At 41.9% G+C, this 15075-nt stretch carries 12 protein-coding genes; all 12 read left to right on the top strand.

Annotated elements, in window-relative coordinates:
• The first annotated feature begins 11 nt into the window (after positions 1-11).
• Positions 12-644 carry a TIGR03936 family radical SAM-associated protein gene (locus ABJL82_RS07105; RefSeq protein ID WP_347274040.1) on the top strand — a complete coding sequence of 211 codons (633 nt, stop codon included), beginning with the start codon at positions 12-14 and terminating at the stop codon, positions 642-644.
• Positions 645-647: 3 nt separating this feature from the next.
• Positions 648-2177 carry an Rne/Rng family ribonuclease gene (locus tag ABJL82_RS07100; protein ID WP_347274039.1) on the top strand — a complete coding sequence of 510 codons (1530 nt, stop codon included), beginning with the start codon at positions 648-650 and terminating at the stop codon, positions 2175-2177.
• Between the two features lie 41 nt (positions 2178-2218).
• A complete protein-coding gene (gene rplU, locus ABJL82_RS07095) occupies positions 2219-2533 on the top strand; it encodes a 50S ribosomal protein L21 (protein ID WP_347274038.1) in 315 nt (104 codons plus the stop codon).
• Between the two features lie 132 nt (positions 2534-2665).
• Positions 2666-2914 carry a 50S ribosomal protein L27 gene (gene rpmA / locus ABJL82_RS07090; RefSeq protein WP_347274037.1) on the top strand — a complete coding sequence of 83 codons (249 nt, stop codon included), beginning with the start codon at positions 2666-2668 and terminating at the stop codon, positions 2912-2914.
• Between the two features lie 569 nt (positions 2915-3483).
• A complete protein-coding gene (locus ABJL82_RS07085) occupies positions 3484-3975 on the top strand; it encodes a ferritin family protein (protein WP_347274036.1) in 492 nt (163 codons plus the stop codon).
• Positions 3976-4248: 273 nt separating this feature from the next.
• Complete coding sequence (locus tag ABJL82_RS07080; protein WP_347274035.1) at positions 4249-6579, top strand: glycoside hydrolase family 15 protein; 2331 nt, start codon at positions 4249-4251, stop codon at positions 6577-6579.
• Positions 6576-8996, top strand: coding sequence for a response regulator (locus tag ABJL82_RS07075; RefSeq protein WP_347274034.1), 2421 nt, complete (start codon positions 6576-6578; stop codon positions 8994-8996). Before ABJL82_RS07080 ends, ABJL82_RS07075 begins: the two co-directional genes overlap by 4 nt.
• A 56-nt stretch (positions 8997-9052) precedes the next feature.
• Positions 9053-9424, top strand: coding sequence for a response regulator (locus ABJL82_RS07070; RefSeq protein ID WP_347274033.1), 372 nt, complete (start codon positions 9053-9055; stop codon positions 9422-9424).
• A gap of 31 nt (positions 9425-9455) precedes the next feature.
• Positions 9456-10238 carry a response regulator gene (locus ABJL82_RS07065; RefSeq protein ID WP_347274032.1) on the top strand — a complete coding sequence of 261 codons (783 nt, stop codon included), beginning with the start codon at positions 9456-9458 and terminating at the stop codon, positions 10236-10238.
• Between the two features lie 21 nt (positions 10239-10259).
• Positions 10260-11744 carry a PAS domain S-box protein gene (locus tag ABJL82_RS07060; RefSeq protein WP_347274031.1) on the top strand — a complete coding sequence of 495 codons (1485 nt, stop codon included), beginning with the start codon at positions 10260-10262 and terminating at the stop codon, positions 11742-11744.
• A 20-nt stretch (positions 11745-11764) separates the two neighbouring features.
• On the top strand, positions 11765-12211 hold the full coding sequence (locus ABJL82_RS07055) for a response regulator (protein WP_347274030.1): 447 nt from the start codon (positions 11765-11767) through the stop codon (positions 12209-12211).
• A 16-nt stretch (positions 12212-12227) separates the two neighbouring features.
• Positions 12228-14801 carry an EAL domain-containing protein gene (locus tag ABJL82_RS07050; protein WP_347274029.1) on the top strand — a complete coding sequence of 858 codons (2574 nt, stop codon included), beginning with the start codon at positions 12228-12230 and terminating at the stop codon, positions 14799-14801.
• Positions 14802-15075 lie beyond the last annotated feature (274 nt).

Genomic DNA, 15075 nt, shown 5'->3' with positions numbered 1-15075 from the left:
ATGAAGGATAAGTGGCCATAGTAGAAAAAATACGCATTCGTTTTTCCAAATCAGGGGATATCCGGTTTATTTCCCATAATGATTTGATGAGAACCATTGAACGGATAATACGAAGGGCAAATATCCCCATCGCAATGTCCAAAGGTTTTAATCCACACCCAAAAATATCTATGCCGTTAGCGCTTGGTGTTGGTATGAGCGGAGAAGATGAAATTTTGGAATTGGAGTTGCTCCATCACGAACCGCTTGATTTAGTGGCGGAACGGTTTCGCAGGCAATTGCCGGAAGGGATTCGCATTGTTTCCGCCAGGCAGATACCACTATCGGAAAGAGGCGCTGTTGATAATGTGACATATAAGATTATTTTTAAAAATAAAGATATTCTGCAAACCTTAAAAATTGAAGATTTCTTGACCGAACATTCTATTATAATAAAACGCATGAAAAAAGAGGGGCAAAAATCCGTAGAAATCAGAGCTTCTGTTCAAAAAATCGGGAGGGAGAATGACGCCCTGTTTTTAACTTTCCGATTGACGCCGGATGGGATGCCGAGGCCTGAAGAAGTAGTAAGCGCCCTTGGGGTCGATATAAATAACGAGCTTTTCGAAATTATCAGGACGGAAGTGAATATCTCTTCTGTATAAAGAATGGAAAAAATAACGAAAACGAAAACAAGGATGCTTATAAATGCGATTGAACCTGAAGAGTGTCGTATCGCTATATTGGAAAACAACATTCTTGAGGAATTGTATATTGAAAGAAGCTCCCGTGAGCAGATTGCAGGGAATATTTACAAAGGAAGAGTGGTTAATATAGAACCAAACCTGGAAGCGGCATTTGTTGATATAGGACTCAAAAAAAACGGATTTCTCCACGCTTCCGATGTGTTGGTCCCGTCAGAAGGAAAGAATCAGGGAGAAGAAGCGGATCTCCCCCCTGTAAGACACCATCGGATACGCGATGTTTTGCAACAAGGGAAAGAGATACTGGTTCAGGTAACAAAGGAAAGCCTTGGGACAAAGGGACCCAGTTTGACCACCTATATAAGTTTGCCGGGCAGATATCTGGTTTTAATGCCGGAAGTAAAGCGTTACGGCGTTTCCAAGAAAATAACCGAGGAAGAAGAGAGGCAAAGGTTAAAGAAAATCCTTGAAAGCTTAAATCCCCCGAAGAATATTGGTTTTATCGTTCGAACCGCCGGTGTGCAACAAACAAAGAGAGAACTACAGAAAGATTTTCATTATCTGTTGAAGCTTTGGAAGAATATCTGTAAAAAGTCGAAAGAGATTGACGCACCAGGCGTAATTTATCAGGAAAGCGACTTGGTGATTCGCGTAATTCGTGATATATTTAGCCAGGACATAAACGAAATCATCGTAGATTCAGAATCTGTTTTTAAAAGAACAAGAGAGTTTCTGCGAATAATAATGCCTAAATATGAAAAACAGCTTAAATTCTACAACAAAGAGAAGCCATTATTTCATAATTTTGGAATTGAAAATGCCATTGAAGAAATAAACTCACGAAAAATTCCGCTGCTGCATGGCGGATCAATCGTTCTTGAACAGACAGAAGCATTAGTTGCGATTGATGTGAATAGCGGTAAATATAAAGGGAAATGCGATCCCGAAGAGACGGCGTTCAGGACGAATATGATTGCGGCAAAAGAAATTGCACGCCAAATAAGACTGCGGGATTTAGGGGGAGTAATTGTTATCGATTTTATAGATATGCGGGATGAAAAACATATCCAGGCGGTTGAGAAGGCAATTGCGGATTCGTTGAAGAGACATCGGGCAAGAACAAAGATGCTGAAAATGTCAAAATTTGGTACAATTGAAATCACCAGGCAGAGAATCCGGCCAAGCCTGAGAGACGTTTTGTTTGAAGAATGTAAATTTTGCTGCGGAACAGGTTACGCAAAAACAGTAGAATCTCTGTGTTTAAATATCATGAGAGATGTAAAATTTGCTTTACATTTACCGCAAGTCGTCAGGATTGAAATAACTTCAAATAACGACGTAGTCAATTATTTACAGAATCAGAAAAGAAAACAAATGGCGGAGATTGAAGATGCGTATAACAAAAAAATAGTTATTTTTACCGATACAGCAAATGAATATGGCAAAATAGATATTCGTTATTTTGATAATAAGGGTGAACCCGTTACCGTATAATTTTTAATTTAGTTTTTAAGACAAGGAGGAGAAATAGAGAGATGTATGCTATTATAAACGACAGGGGCAAACAATATAAGGTGAGAACCGGAGAACAGTTTTGTATTGATTTAAAGGCGGACGCCAAAGTTGGAGATGATCTGGAGTTTGACAATGTGCTGGTTTATTCCGATGAATCCGGAAATGCAACATTTGGCAGCGCTGCAAATGCAAAGGTCGTTGCGGAGGTAAAAGGTGTAATAAAAGATAAAAAATGCGTGACGATAAAGTTTCGAAGGAGAAAAGCGTCTATGAGAAAACGCGGACATCGTGAAAAATACACAAAAATCAAAGTAAAAGAGATAATTGCCGGGTAGCAATTCAGGAAATAGTGCAGATACTATTTTAATACACGGGAAGTACATTTTGTATAAACGCAGTTTTTCAGGGTGGCGCGGACAACATGTTTGTCCGTATCTGCCGTATGGTTAATTTAAGAGGAGAAAAAAATGGCACATAAAAAAGGACAAGGTTCCTCAAGGAATGGAAGAGACAGCAACCCCCAAATGAGAGGCATTAAAAAATTTGGCGGCCAATCCGTGACAACCGGCGCAATCATAGTTCGTCAATGCGGCACTAAATTCAGGCCAGGCAAAAATGTGGGACTTGGGAGAGATTATACGATTTTTTCCATGATAGAAGGCGTGGTAAAATTTGACACGAGACGCCGTATAAGTGTATATCCTGCAAGTAATTAAATAGTCTGTCTCGTTCCCAGGCGCTCCAGCTTGGGAACGAGTATTTAAACAAGCACGAAATCCGAAAAGAAGTATTCGTTTAGCATTCCAAATAAATTCCCTGAAAAATAGTGACCATATCACATCCACTTCCGCGATTACCATAATTAATCACTTGGGCACTTTTTGACAAAAAAGGCGCTTCAGACGTTCTGGATTTTATTTTGCAGGATTAAAGTAAAGTGTCCCCGGAATTAGCTTCCCATACTGGTCATGGACTTTACAGCATTAGCCATTTCGTTTCTTTTTTATTGTTAACGGGCATTTTTTTTCTCAAAAAATTCATCTTTTAAAAAAATCCATTAAAATGGTATACTTCTAACAATTAAAATTAATTGTTAGCAACACCTTAATTTTTTGAAAAAAACCATTAATAGCGATGTTTGCCGCATAGTGTAGGGACGAAGCATTTGCTATAAATGCAGTTATACCCAAACGGGCAAATGCCTCGCCCCTACTTTTTCAAAAAACCAAATTGTTACAATTGTATTTGATCTCCTGGCAAATTTACGCTGTATTTTGAGGGAAAAATGGTAAATGAGAAAAGCGACGCATTGAAAAAAATACTCGAAACTGCAATTGTGCAGGAAAACAGATCGAAAAAGTTTTATTTGAAAATGCGGGAACAAATACGAAATGAAGACGCCAAAAAGCGTTTAAAGCTAATGGCTGACGCAGAACAGGAACATGAAGAAATACTTATTTCCTGGTACGAAGATGCCTATGGAAAAACATTTGATCCTGAAAGTATCAGTTTACCCGAAAATACACTTGATATACAAAAACATGACGATAATGCAGCTCTCATTGATGTTGTAAGGCTTATTGCGAAGGCGGAAAATAAGGCATACCAATTTTACAAAAATGCTGCTTTTACCGCCAAAACACCGGAAGAAAAAAGATTATTTGAAACCCTTGCCAGCGCGGAACAAATGCATGCAGATCAATCTTTGACCGAGCTTGATATGCTCGCCGGAGAGGAATTCTTTTTTTCAGACGAGGATATCCCCTGGGAAATATAAAATAATTGTAACACTTTAGTTTTTTGAAAAACGTAAGAGCGATAGACGACGGACGAAGTATGAAGGACGAGAGACGATGGACATACTTCGTCTCTCGTTTCTCGTCCATCGTCCGTCTCCCATCACCCGTCGTCCCTACATCGGGTGGCAAACATCGCTAGTATTGGAATTTTTCAAAAGGCTAAAGTGTTACGTATTTTCGGTCTTTTCCGGCAAAGAGCAAAATGATTCTTTGCCTTCGGCTATTACACTAAAGTTAAAAGGTTTGCAACTATGCCCAGAGATATTCCCGTTGGAAACGGATCATTATTGGTGACCTTTGATTCAAGCTATTCGGTTCGGGATTTTTACTTCCCTTATGTTGGAAAGGAAAACCATACCAGGGGTTATCCATGCCGGTTTGGGCTATGGACGCAGGAAGGTTTTTCGTGGATTAATTCCAAAGAATGGAATATTTCTTTAGGGTATCTTGACGAAACGTTGGTGACCTCTGTGTTCCTCCACCATGAAAAACTGCGCCTTCAACTCATGTGTAACGATGTAGTTGATTTTGAGAAAAATATTTATTTGCGGAAAATGATAATTAAAAACTCCGCCCCAACAGAAAGAGAAGTACGCCTTTTTTTCCATCAGGATCTGAGTGTTATGGAAAATGAAATCGGCGATACGGTTTTTTACGACGCAAAACAAAACTGCCTCATTCATTATAAGGGTCCCCGTTACTTTTTAATCAACTGTTCAGCCGGAGACGTATGGGGGGTGCGTGAATATGCTACCGGAATAAAACGGCACCAGGGGGCGGAAGGCACCTGGCGTGATGCGGAAGACGGCATTTTGGGCGGCAATCCCATTGCACAAGGATCGGTGGATTCGACAATAGGCATTTCCCTGAAAATCCCTCCTATGGGAGAATCGGTTGCATACTATTGGATTGCCGCTGGCTGTACGTATGCCGAAGTAAATTCGTTAAACAATATTCTTTTAAGCGAAAAGCCGCAAGCCATACTCGACCGTACTGCAAGCTACTGGAAACATTGGGTCAATAAGGAGGAATTTAACTATGGGAACCTTCCTGCGGAAGTAATTAATCTCTTTAAACGCAGTTTGTTGGTGCTTAAAACACAGATCGACAACGGCGGAGCAATTATTGCTGCAAATGATTCGGATATCCGTCAATACGCAAAAGATACCTATAGTTATATGTGGCCAAGGGATGGCGCTTTGGTTGCCCATGCGCTCATGAGCGCTGGCTATACCACTGTCTGCAGAAAGTTTTTTGATTTTTGCACGAACGTGGTTGCACCATACAACTTTTGTGCAAGTGTTATGGTCGAAGACGGCTTTTTATTGCACAAATACAACCCTGACGGTTCATTCGGCAGTTCGTGGCATCCCTGGGTAAGAGGAGAAGAAATACATGTGCCTATCCAGGAAGACGAAACAGCCCTTCTTCTCTGGGCGATTGGCCAATATTATGACATGTATCGGAAAATCGATGTAATACGCCCGCTATACCATTCGTTTATTGAAAAGGCCGCAGATTTTCTTGTAAGCTACAGAGATGATGAAACGGGATTGCCCCTCCCTTCGTATGATCTTTGGGAAGAAAGACGCGGTATTTTATCGTTTACCGTAGCTACCGTATATGGAGGCCTGATGGCCGCGTCCAGGCTCTCAGAAATATTCAATTACACGGAAAAGACAAAACTATACCGGCAGACTGCTGAAAAAATTAAAAAAGCGATGGATCAATACCTTTATAGCGAAAAGCTTAACCGGTTTTTAAGAATGGTCGTTCCGAAAAAAGAAGGTGGATTTGAAATAGACGAAACTATTGATGCGAGTCTTTATGGACTGTTTGCCTTTGGCGCCTACCCTCCGGATGATATCAGAATACAAAACACTATGAAGGCAATTGAAGAAGTCTTGTGGGTAAAGACAGAAATAGGAGGAATTGCCCGATACGAAAGGGATTATTATCAGCGTGCCGGCAATGATGACTCAATTCCCGGGAACCCCTGGATTATTTGCACTATGTGGCTGGCGCAGTATTATATTGCAATTACAAGATCCGTAAAAGACCTTGATAGGGCAATATACTATTTAAAATGGGTTGTTTCACGCGCATTGCCTTCCGGCGTGCTTGCAGAACAAATTAACCCTTTTACCGGAGAGCCGATGTCTGTCTCCCCCTTAACATGGAGCCACGCCACCGTCGTTCAAACAGTCATGGACTACCTGAAAAAATTACAGGAACTGCATACCTGCGGGCAATGTGGCAGGTCAATATTTCTGCGCGAAAGGGATGGCAGGCAGCAAATAAAAAAACATCTGCCAGGAAACCTTGTTTCTTTTGAGGAACAAGACGCCCGCCAGTATGCCGATCACGTAATCTTAAAGAAAAATGGTGCGGCTATCTCTGTAAATATCGACAAAAATAAATGTGTTGGCTGCGGAATTTGCGCAGTAAGAGCCGGTGAAGCAATTGTTCTTATAAATGATAAGGCACGCCTTGTTCCGGAGAAAACAAGTACGTGGGATGTTGAGGAAGGATTTGAAAGGTGTTGTCCGTTAGGGGCTATTCTTGTTAAAAAAGAAACATGAAAATAAGACATAAACTGGTAATCATTCTGGCAGTTTTACTGATTGCGTTGAACGGTATTGTGGGATTTTTTATCTACAAACAGACACGCCTGGAATTCACAAAAGAAATCAGGGGAAAGGCAAGAATGCTGGTGATACAACTGGAAACGACAAGGAATTATCTTGCCTCCATCATGCATACAATAGAACTTAACGAGCAAACAAAAAAATTTATTCCTGCCGTTGCCACAAACGCCATCAGTAAAAATTTTGCAAAAAAAACGGGTTATATCATTAAACAGACGAGCTTAAGATACCGGAATGAAGAAAACAAACCCGATCCATTCGAAGAAGAAATACTCAGGAAAATGGAAGAAGATCCCACTATTGCGGAATACTGGGCAGATGAGGTTTTTCATGGGAAAAGAGTGGAACGATACCTATACCCGTTATATGTAACAGAAGACTGCCTTCTTTGCCATGGGCCAAAAGAAAATGCCCCATCGGTTGTGCGGGATTATTATGATGCGGGTTATGATTACAAACTGGGAGAAATAAGGGGGGCGCTCAGCGTCATTATCCCAAAAGAAATCGCTGAACAGCGGTATGCCGCGGCTATTATATTTTTCATTATTATTGGAACGGCAAGCATTTTACTGGTAGTGGTCATTATATTTTTCACCGCAAACAAATTCCTGAAGCCTATAGAAAAATTAACTGCCGCCGCCACGGCCATTAAAAAAACCGGTGATTTAACTACAAAGGTAGAAATTTCAACCAATGATGAAGTGGGGCAGTTGGGAGAAGCTTTTAATGACATGTCGGACAAGTTGAGGTCATCGTATGCGATGCTGGAACAACGTATTGCTGAGAAAACCGAACATTTGCAGAGGGCGGTTTCTGCGCTGAAACGTGCGAACAGGATGAAATCGGAGTTTTTAGCCAATATGTCTCACGAACTCCGTACCCCTCTTAATGCAATAATCGGTTTTGCGGAGGTGCTGAAAGATAAACTCTGCGGCGATTTAAATGCCGAGCAGGAAGATTTTGTCAAGGATATCCACAGCAGCGGGCGGCATCTTCTGCAAATGATTAACGATATACTGGATTTATCAAAGATCGAAGCCGGCAAGATGGAACTGCAGTATGAAGTGTTTCTTGTATCCGACGCCATCGAGGAGGTATATACTATTTTAAAAGGCCTCGCCAAAAAGAAGCTGCTTCAGTTAAAAACGGTGATACAGGAAGATGTGAAAGATATTGAAGCAGACCGGGTGAAATTTAAACAGATATTATACAACCTTCTCTCAAACGCCATAAAATTCACGCCGCAGAATGGCACTATTACTACAAATGCTGCCATTGTAGACGGGAAAATGCAGGTTTCCGTGTCGGATTCAGGCATAGGGATAAAACCCGATGACCAGGGAAAGGTGTTTAAAGAATTCTGGCAGGCAGACAGCTCGTTTTCGAGAAAATATGAAGGCACAGGATTGGGGCTCGCCTTAACCATGAGGATTGTTGAGATGCACGGGGGAAACATCTGGTTCGAAAGCGAATATGGTAAGGGAAGCACATTTTATTTTGCGCTCCCCTTAACAAAATCGCAAAAAATCCAGTTTTTAGAGGGGGTAGAGGAGGAAGAAACAAGTTCGCACACCCTGCCTCCGGCGGCAAAAAAAGAAGGAAAAACTATTCTCGTTATAGAGGATAACCGTATGTCTGCCAATCTGCTTACCTTATATTTAACGAATGCAGGATATAATGTTGTTGTGTCGGCCGACGGAGTGGATGTTGTTGAAAAGGCTAAAAAATGCAACCCGTTTCTGATTACGCTTGACATTATGCTACCGGGAATTGACGGATGGGAGGTCCTTTCCAAACTAAAGGGCGATAAAAACACCGCGCACATACCGGTAATAATCGTTTCAATTATTGACAACAAAGAACTTGGGTACAGTCTGGGCGCTGCGGAATATCTGATAAAACCCATAGGCAGAAAACAGCTCGTAGGTGCAGTAAATGCGGTTGCCAATACCTTAAAAATAAAAGATAAACCCATGAAGATTCTTGTTGTGGACGATGACGAGAAGGCGGTCAAGCATATAACCACTATTCTAAAAGAAAAGGGATCCGATGTTTTAAAGGCTTACAGCGGCGAAGCAGGCATCAATCTCGCATTAGAAATGCACCCGGATATTATCATTCTGGACCTGATGATGCCGGGCATCAGCGGATTTGAAGTCATGGAAAGGCTGAAGGCGCATCCGGTTGCAAAAGAAATCCCTATTATTATCTGCTCAGCAAAGGATATTACCGCTGAAGAGAAAAGGGAATTAAACGGCAACATACTGGCCTTGATTAAAAAGGGAAGCCATACAGAGGAAGATCTCCTTCTGGCAATCAGGAAAATAGAACAAAGCCATCATAAAGGATAAAAGATTTTTCTGGTGAAAATTCCTATACAACCGATATATCAGGAAGGGAACAATGTATGTCGAATAAAAATGTAATGGTAGTAGAAGATAATGAAAAAAACAGAAAATTAATACGGGTTGTGCTTAAAGCAAAGGGATATAATGTCATCGAAGCAACTACCGGTGAGGAAGCATTAAGTTTGTTGAAAGAACAAAGACCGGATATCATTCTTATGGACATACAACTTCCAGGGATTGACGGGCTTACATTGATACGGCAAATAAAAGCCGATGTTGGTAAAAAAGACATTCCTATAATAGCGGTAACTGCCCATGCAATGAAGGGGGACGAACAAAAGATACTAGAGACAGGCTGTGACGCATATATGAGCAAACCTATTGATACAAGAGAATTGCCTCTTACTATAGAAAAATATTTAAAAAAATAAATAGTCTGTTCAAAACGCAGGAAGAAGCGCTTTGTTGCCGCTATTCCTGCATTTTGCCGGGCATTGCTTTTATCAGAAAGAGAAACGCGGATATTCTATGGCAAAAATACTGGTAGCTGATGATATAACACAAAATGTCAAACTGTTGAGAGTTATTTTAACAGCCTTCAAATATGAAGTAATTGAAGCATATGACGGGGAAGAGGCTTTAAACAAGGCAAGGACTGAAAATCCCGATTTAATTTTGCTTGACATAATGATGCCGAAGATTACCGGATACGAAGTTTGTAAAAAATTGCGCGGGGAGGAGGCAACAAAAAACATCCCGATAATAATGATTACCGCTTTACATGAAATGGACGACCGCATTATGGGGATTGAGGCAGGTGCGGATGATTTTATCAGCAAGCCTTTCAACAAAACAGAACTCCTTGCAAGGGTAAAATCATTGCTTCGTCCGAGAACTGCGGCAAGCAGGGAGGATGAGTCAGAAATACTCAGCATAATACTGGCAAATATAGAGGAAGGTGTTATTGTGGTCAACGGTCAGTGGGAAATTAAAAATATTAATCAAACCGCGCAGCAACTATTGCAAATCCCCGGAACGGAGCAAAAGGACATGCTTGCCTGCCTCTCGCAAATGGAGCTGTCAACGCCCGTTGATGCGCTTGCCAACGCACAGGAAAAAGACACAAATTTCCAGATATCCATTTCCAAAGGACAACCGCCGGTAAAAATAAACGCCCGGTTAATAAAGATTTTCGATGCAGACAAAAAGCTGTCAACCGGCGTACTGATTATGAAGAACGCATAGAAAGAGAAAAAGAGAACGAAGATGACTACATTATTTGAAGATGGCCTGCACGGGCTTAACAAGGAACATCTTTCCAAGCTCATCCATAGTATAGAACATGGCTCAAGGTCAGTTATCATTACTGACGCAGAGGGCTGCATCCAATACGTCAATCCTGCCTTTGCTAAAATAACCGGATATACCAAAGAAGAGGCCATTGGGAAAAATCCACGCATATTGAAATCCGGAGAAACCCCTCACGGACAGTACAAACAGCTCTGGGAAACCATTGCCTCCGGAAACGAATGGGAGGGGGAATTTCACAACCGGAAAAAGAATGGAGAATACTATTGGGTATTTGCAACCATTTCCCCAATGAAGAACGAAGAAGGGACCGTTACCCATTTCATTGGAATTCAAAGAGAAATCACTGAACGCAAGCGTAAAGAAGTGCGCTTCAATGCGTTTGTTAAAAATACGGCGGACGCCCTTATTGCCATCGATGAACAGGGCGTTGTAGAACTATTTAATCCTGCCGCAGAAAAGATGTTTGGTTATAAAAAAGAAGAGGTTGTTGGCCAAAACGTTATTATGCTCATGCCGGAATCATACCGCAAAAAACATGAAGATGGGTTAAAAGGATATTTGAACACAGGAAAAGCCAGAATACTTGGCACAGGGCCTATCGAACTGGAAGCACTGCGAAAAGACGGAACGGCTTTTCCTATAGAATTAACGATAGGAGATGCCCGCCTTGATGAATATTTTACCTTTATTGGCATTATCCGCGACATTACAGAACGCAAGTGGGCGGAACAGAAGCTGATGCACTCTATGGAAGAATTATCCCGTTCCAACGCAGAACTTCAGCAATTTGCCTATGTCGCATCGCATGACCTGCAGGAACCGCTGCGTATGATTACCAGTTATACCAAACTACTGGAGCGCCGTTATAAAGACAAACTTGACTCCAATGCCAATGAATACATCGCCTTTGCAGTGGACGGCGCAATGAGGATGCAACAGCTCATTAATGACCTGCTGGCATATTCGCGGGTGACTTCCAGGACCAGGAATTTTGAACCTGTTGATTGCACGGAGGTGTTTAACCGTGTTGCCAAAAACCTGAAAATAGCCCTTGAAGAAAGTGGGGCGGCAATAACCCATGATCACTTACCGGTTGTAATGGCAGACCCATCTCAGCTCACCCAATTATTTCAAAATCTTATCGGCAACGCCCTTAAATTCCGCGGCGAGGCTCCGCCACATGTACATATTTCTGCAGAGAAAAAAGAGAGTGAATGGATATTCGCTGTCAGCGACAATGGTATTGGAATAGACCCGCAGTATTACGACCGCATATTTATTGTTTTCCAGAGATTGCATGGCAAAGAAGACTACCCCGGATCGGGCATAGGGCTTTCCATTTGCAAAAAAATTGTTGAACGCCATTCCGGACGTATATGGTTAAAATCAGAGCAGGGGAAAGGCGCTACATTTTATTTCTCACTGCCCGTAAGAAATTAATTTATGGAGATGAGTCACATATGCATACTTTATCAAATATCAGGCCTGTTGAAATCCTGCTGGTGGAAGATAATCCGGGCGATGTCCGTCTTACGCAGGAAGCCCTCGAAGAAAGCAAGTTGTACAACAATCTCACGGTAGTTGCCGACGGTGTTGAGGCGATGAGATGCCTCCGCAAGGAAGGTAAATATGCCGGTGCAACACGGCCCGATATTATCCTGCTGGATTTGAATCTGCCAAAAAAGGATGGCCGCGAGGTGCTCGCAGAAATTAAAACTGATGAAAAACTGAAATTAATTCCCATTGTAATCCTGACCACATCAAACAACGAGGAAGATATACTTAAGTCGTATGGCCTCCATGCGAACTGTTACGTAACCAAACCTGTTGATTTTGATGAATTCATAAAGATTGTACAGGCTGTTCATAACTTTTGGTTTAGTATTGTGAAACTCCCCGCAGAATAAAAAAGATGCTATTGTTATGAAAAATGAAATAAAGGTGCTTTTGGTAGAAGACAACCCTGGCGACGTGTATCTGGTTAGGGAAATGCTGGACGATATACAAAGCGTATCCTTCAGCCTTGAATGCGCCGACCGTCTTTCTTCCGCATTGAAAAAACTGGAAAATGATGCTACGGACGTTATTCTCCTGGACCTTTCACTGCCTGACAGTCAGGGATTAAAAACATTCTGTTCGATACAGGCACAGGCTTCAAGAACGCCAATTGTTGTTTTAAGCGGCCTTGGCGATGAAGAGGTTGCAGTTGAAGCATTGAAGAAGGGTGCGCAGGACTACCTGATTAAAGGTAAAATAGATGGAGACGCACTTGCCCGCACCATGCGCTATTCCATGGAGCGTAAGCAGATCGAACTGGAACTGCAGGACGGAAAACAGCGCTATAAACGGCTTGTGGAAGTACTACCCGATATTATCTATAGAATTGACGCAAACGGCTATTTTACCTTTATAAATGAAGCAGTCCAGGTCTTTGGCTACGAGCCTGACGAACTTATCGGCAAACATTTTAGTGAGCTGATACACCCTGATGATTTAAAAAAAGTAAGCCGCGCCGAAGTGCTATCAGAATATTCCGGGAAGACAAGCGACTACAAAACCACGCCCAAACTGTTTGACGAAAGAAGAACCGGGCAAAGAAAAACCACCGGTTTGCAGATACGGGTAAAATCAAAGGAATCCCCTTCGTACATGGAGTACACCATTCAGGTTATAAAATGGCCCAAAAAGCATGAAAAGATCATCGAGGTTGCTGCGACAGGACATTACGACTCCGATGTTATGAAGAACGATAAGCGATTCGTCGGAACCGTTGGCGTAATAAGAGATATTAGCGGGAGTAAACACGCGGAGGAAATGATCTGTACATTAACCCTTGCCGTTGAACAAAGCCCGGCAATGATTGCCGTCACCGATACGGATGGCCGCATTGACTATATTAACCCAAAATTCTGCAAAGTGACCTGCTTTGAACCGGAAGAAGTTCTGGGGAAAAATCTGATAGATATCATACGGCCTGGCGGTGAATTTTCATCCACGGCAGATAAAACATTGTGGAAAACAATCACCTCAAAAGGAGAATGGAAGGAAGAATTTTCCAGCAGGAAAAAACACGGAGAACTCTTTTGGACGTCCCTGTCCCTTTCCGCTATCAAAAGCAATGAAGGATTTATTTCCCATTATCTCGCAATTATGGAAGATATCACCGAGCATAAACAGGCGGAAGAAAGAATCCATTATCTGGCGTATTACGATTCACTGACATCTTTGCCAAACAGGGAATTATTTCACGACCGTCTTAATATGGCAATAATACACGCTCATCGCAAACAACGAATGCTGGCGGTGGCATTCATTGATATCGACAGATTCAAAAAAGTCAACGATACCCTGGGGCATAGCACAGGAGACCGCCTGCTGAAGATAATTGCAGACAGATTAAAAAGCTGCATACGCGAAGAAGATACGGTCAGCCGTCAGGGCGGAGACGAATTTGTACTACTATTGACGGAAATTTCCAGAATGGAAGACGCAAATGACGTCATACAGAGAATTTTAAAGAAAGCAAAAGAGCCTGTAATCATCGATGAGCATGATCTTCGCATTAGCGCCAGCATCGGAATCGCCCTGTATCCAGGCGATGGCACAACAGCGGAAACATTGCTGAAAAACGCTGATTCCGCCATGTACATTTCAAAGGAAAGCGGCAGGGACAACTATCATTTTTACTCCTCAACTATGCAGGAAAAAGCCTACGAGCAGCTTCTTGAAGAAATGAACCTGCGCCGCGCCCTGGAAAACAGGGAGTTGGTTTTATACTATCAGCCGCAGGTGAACATTGCTACAGGGCAATTGGTTGGCATAGAGGCCCTTTTGCGCTGGAAACATCCTAAAAAAGGATTGATTTTGCCCGCAGAATTTATATCACTGGCGGAAGACACGGGGCAAATTGTGCCTATCGATTTCTGGGTGCTGCGCACTGCCTGCGAACAGAACATAACATGGCAAAGAGCCGGCTTCCCTTCCATACCCATAGCGGTAAACATTTCAGGACATACTTTTGGACGCGAAAACCTGATAGATTTTGTGAATAACGTCTTACATGATACCAATATGTCTCCCGACGCCCTTGATCTTGAGATCACAGAAGGTATTGCCATCCAAAACCTGCAAACCACCATTTACAAACTGAACAAATTGAAAAGCCTCGGGATTCAGATCACTATTGATGATTTTGGCACAGGCTTTTCATCTTTAAGCTACCTAAGTAAATTCCCCATACAAAAACTCAAAATCGGCATGACGTTTATTCATAATTTACATAAAGACCCGACTAATTCAGCAATTGTAAAAGCAGTTATCGCCATGGCAAAAAGTCTTCAACTTACGGTAATTGCCGAGGGTGTAGAGACAGATGAACAATTTGAATTTCTCCGGGGACTGCAATGTGATGAATTCCAGGGCTATCTTTGCAGTAAAGCGGTGACGTCAGAAGAAATGGGAAGGTTTCTGGCAAAAAATGCCGGGAAGTTGCTTTAAATCTATGTTTAGGAATTTCAATATATTGTAACACGTTAGTTTTTTGAAAAATTCCACTAATAACAAATGTTTGCCGCATAGTGCAGGGGCGAAGCATTTGCATGTTTGGGCATAAACGCATGATTGTTACCGTTCTCCCAATAGAAAGCTGGATTGAAAGTATAAAACGTTTGGTTCAGGTTGCAAACCAATGTCATTAAGTTAAGAAATTGGTTTATAAGGGAAAGCAAATATTTTTTTGCGTGGTTGAATATTTCTTGGAAATTTTCTTCCA

This window comes from Candidatus Kuenenia sp., assembly GCF_039794105.1.
Taxonomy (GTDB): Bacteria; Planctomycetota; Brocadiia; order Brocadiales; family Brocadiaceae; genus Kuenenia.
Note: the sequence above shows the minus strand (reverse complement) of the source record. Positions and strands in the feature narration are given on the sequence as shown.

Coding starts and splice junctions, on each gene's coding strand:
- ABJL82_RS07100 (WP_347274039.1), top strand. CDS start 648: ATGGAAAAAATAACGAAAACGAAAACAAGGATGCTTATAAATGCGATT.
- rplU (WP_347274038.1), top strand. CDS start 2,219: ATGTATGCTATTATAAACGACAGGGGCAAACAATATAAGGTGAGAACC.
- rpmA (WP_347274037.1), top strand. CDS start 2,666: ATGGCACATAAAAAAGGACAAGGTTCCTCAAGGAATGGAAGAGACAGC.
- ABJL82_RS07085 (WP_347274036.1), top strand. CDS start 3,484: ATGGTAAATGAGAAAAGCGACGCATTGAAAAAAATACTCGAAACTGCA.
- ABJL82_RS07080 (WP_347274035.1), top strand. CDS start 4,249: ATGCCCAGAGATATTCCCGTTGGAAACGGATCATTATTGGTGACCTTT.
- ABJL82_RS07075 (WP_347274034.1), top strand. CDS start 6,576: ATGAAAATAAGACATAAACTGGTAATCATTCTGGCAGTTTTACTGATT.
- ABJL82_RS07070 (WP_347274033.1), top strand. CDS start 9,053: ATGTCGAATAAAAATGTAATGGTAGTAGAAGATAATGAAAAAAACAGA.
- ABJL82_RS07060 (WP_347274031.1), top strand. CDS start 10,260: ATGACTACATTATTTGAAGATGGCCTGCACGGGCTTAACAAGGAACAT.
- ABJL82_RS07055 (WP_347274030.1), top strand. CDS start 11,765: ATGCATACTTTATCAAATATCAGGCCTGTTGAAATCCTGCTGGTGGAA.
- ABJL82_RS07050 (WP_347274029.1), top strand. CDS start 12,228: ATGAAAAATGAAATAAAGGTGCTTTTGGTAGAAGACAACCCTGGCGAC.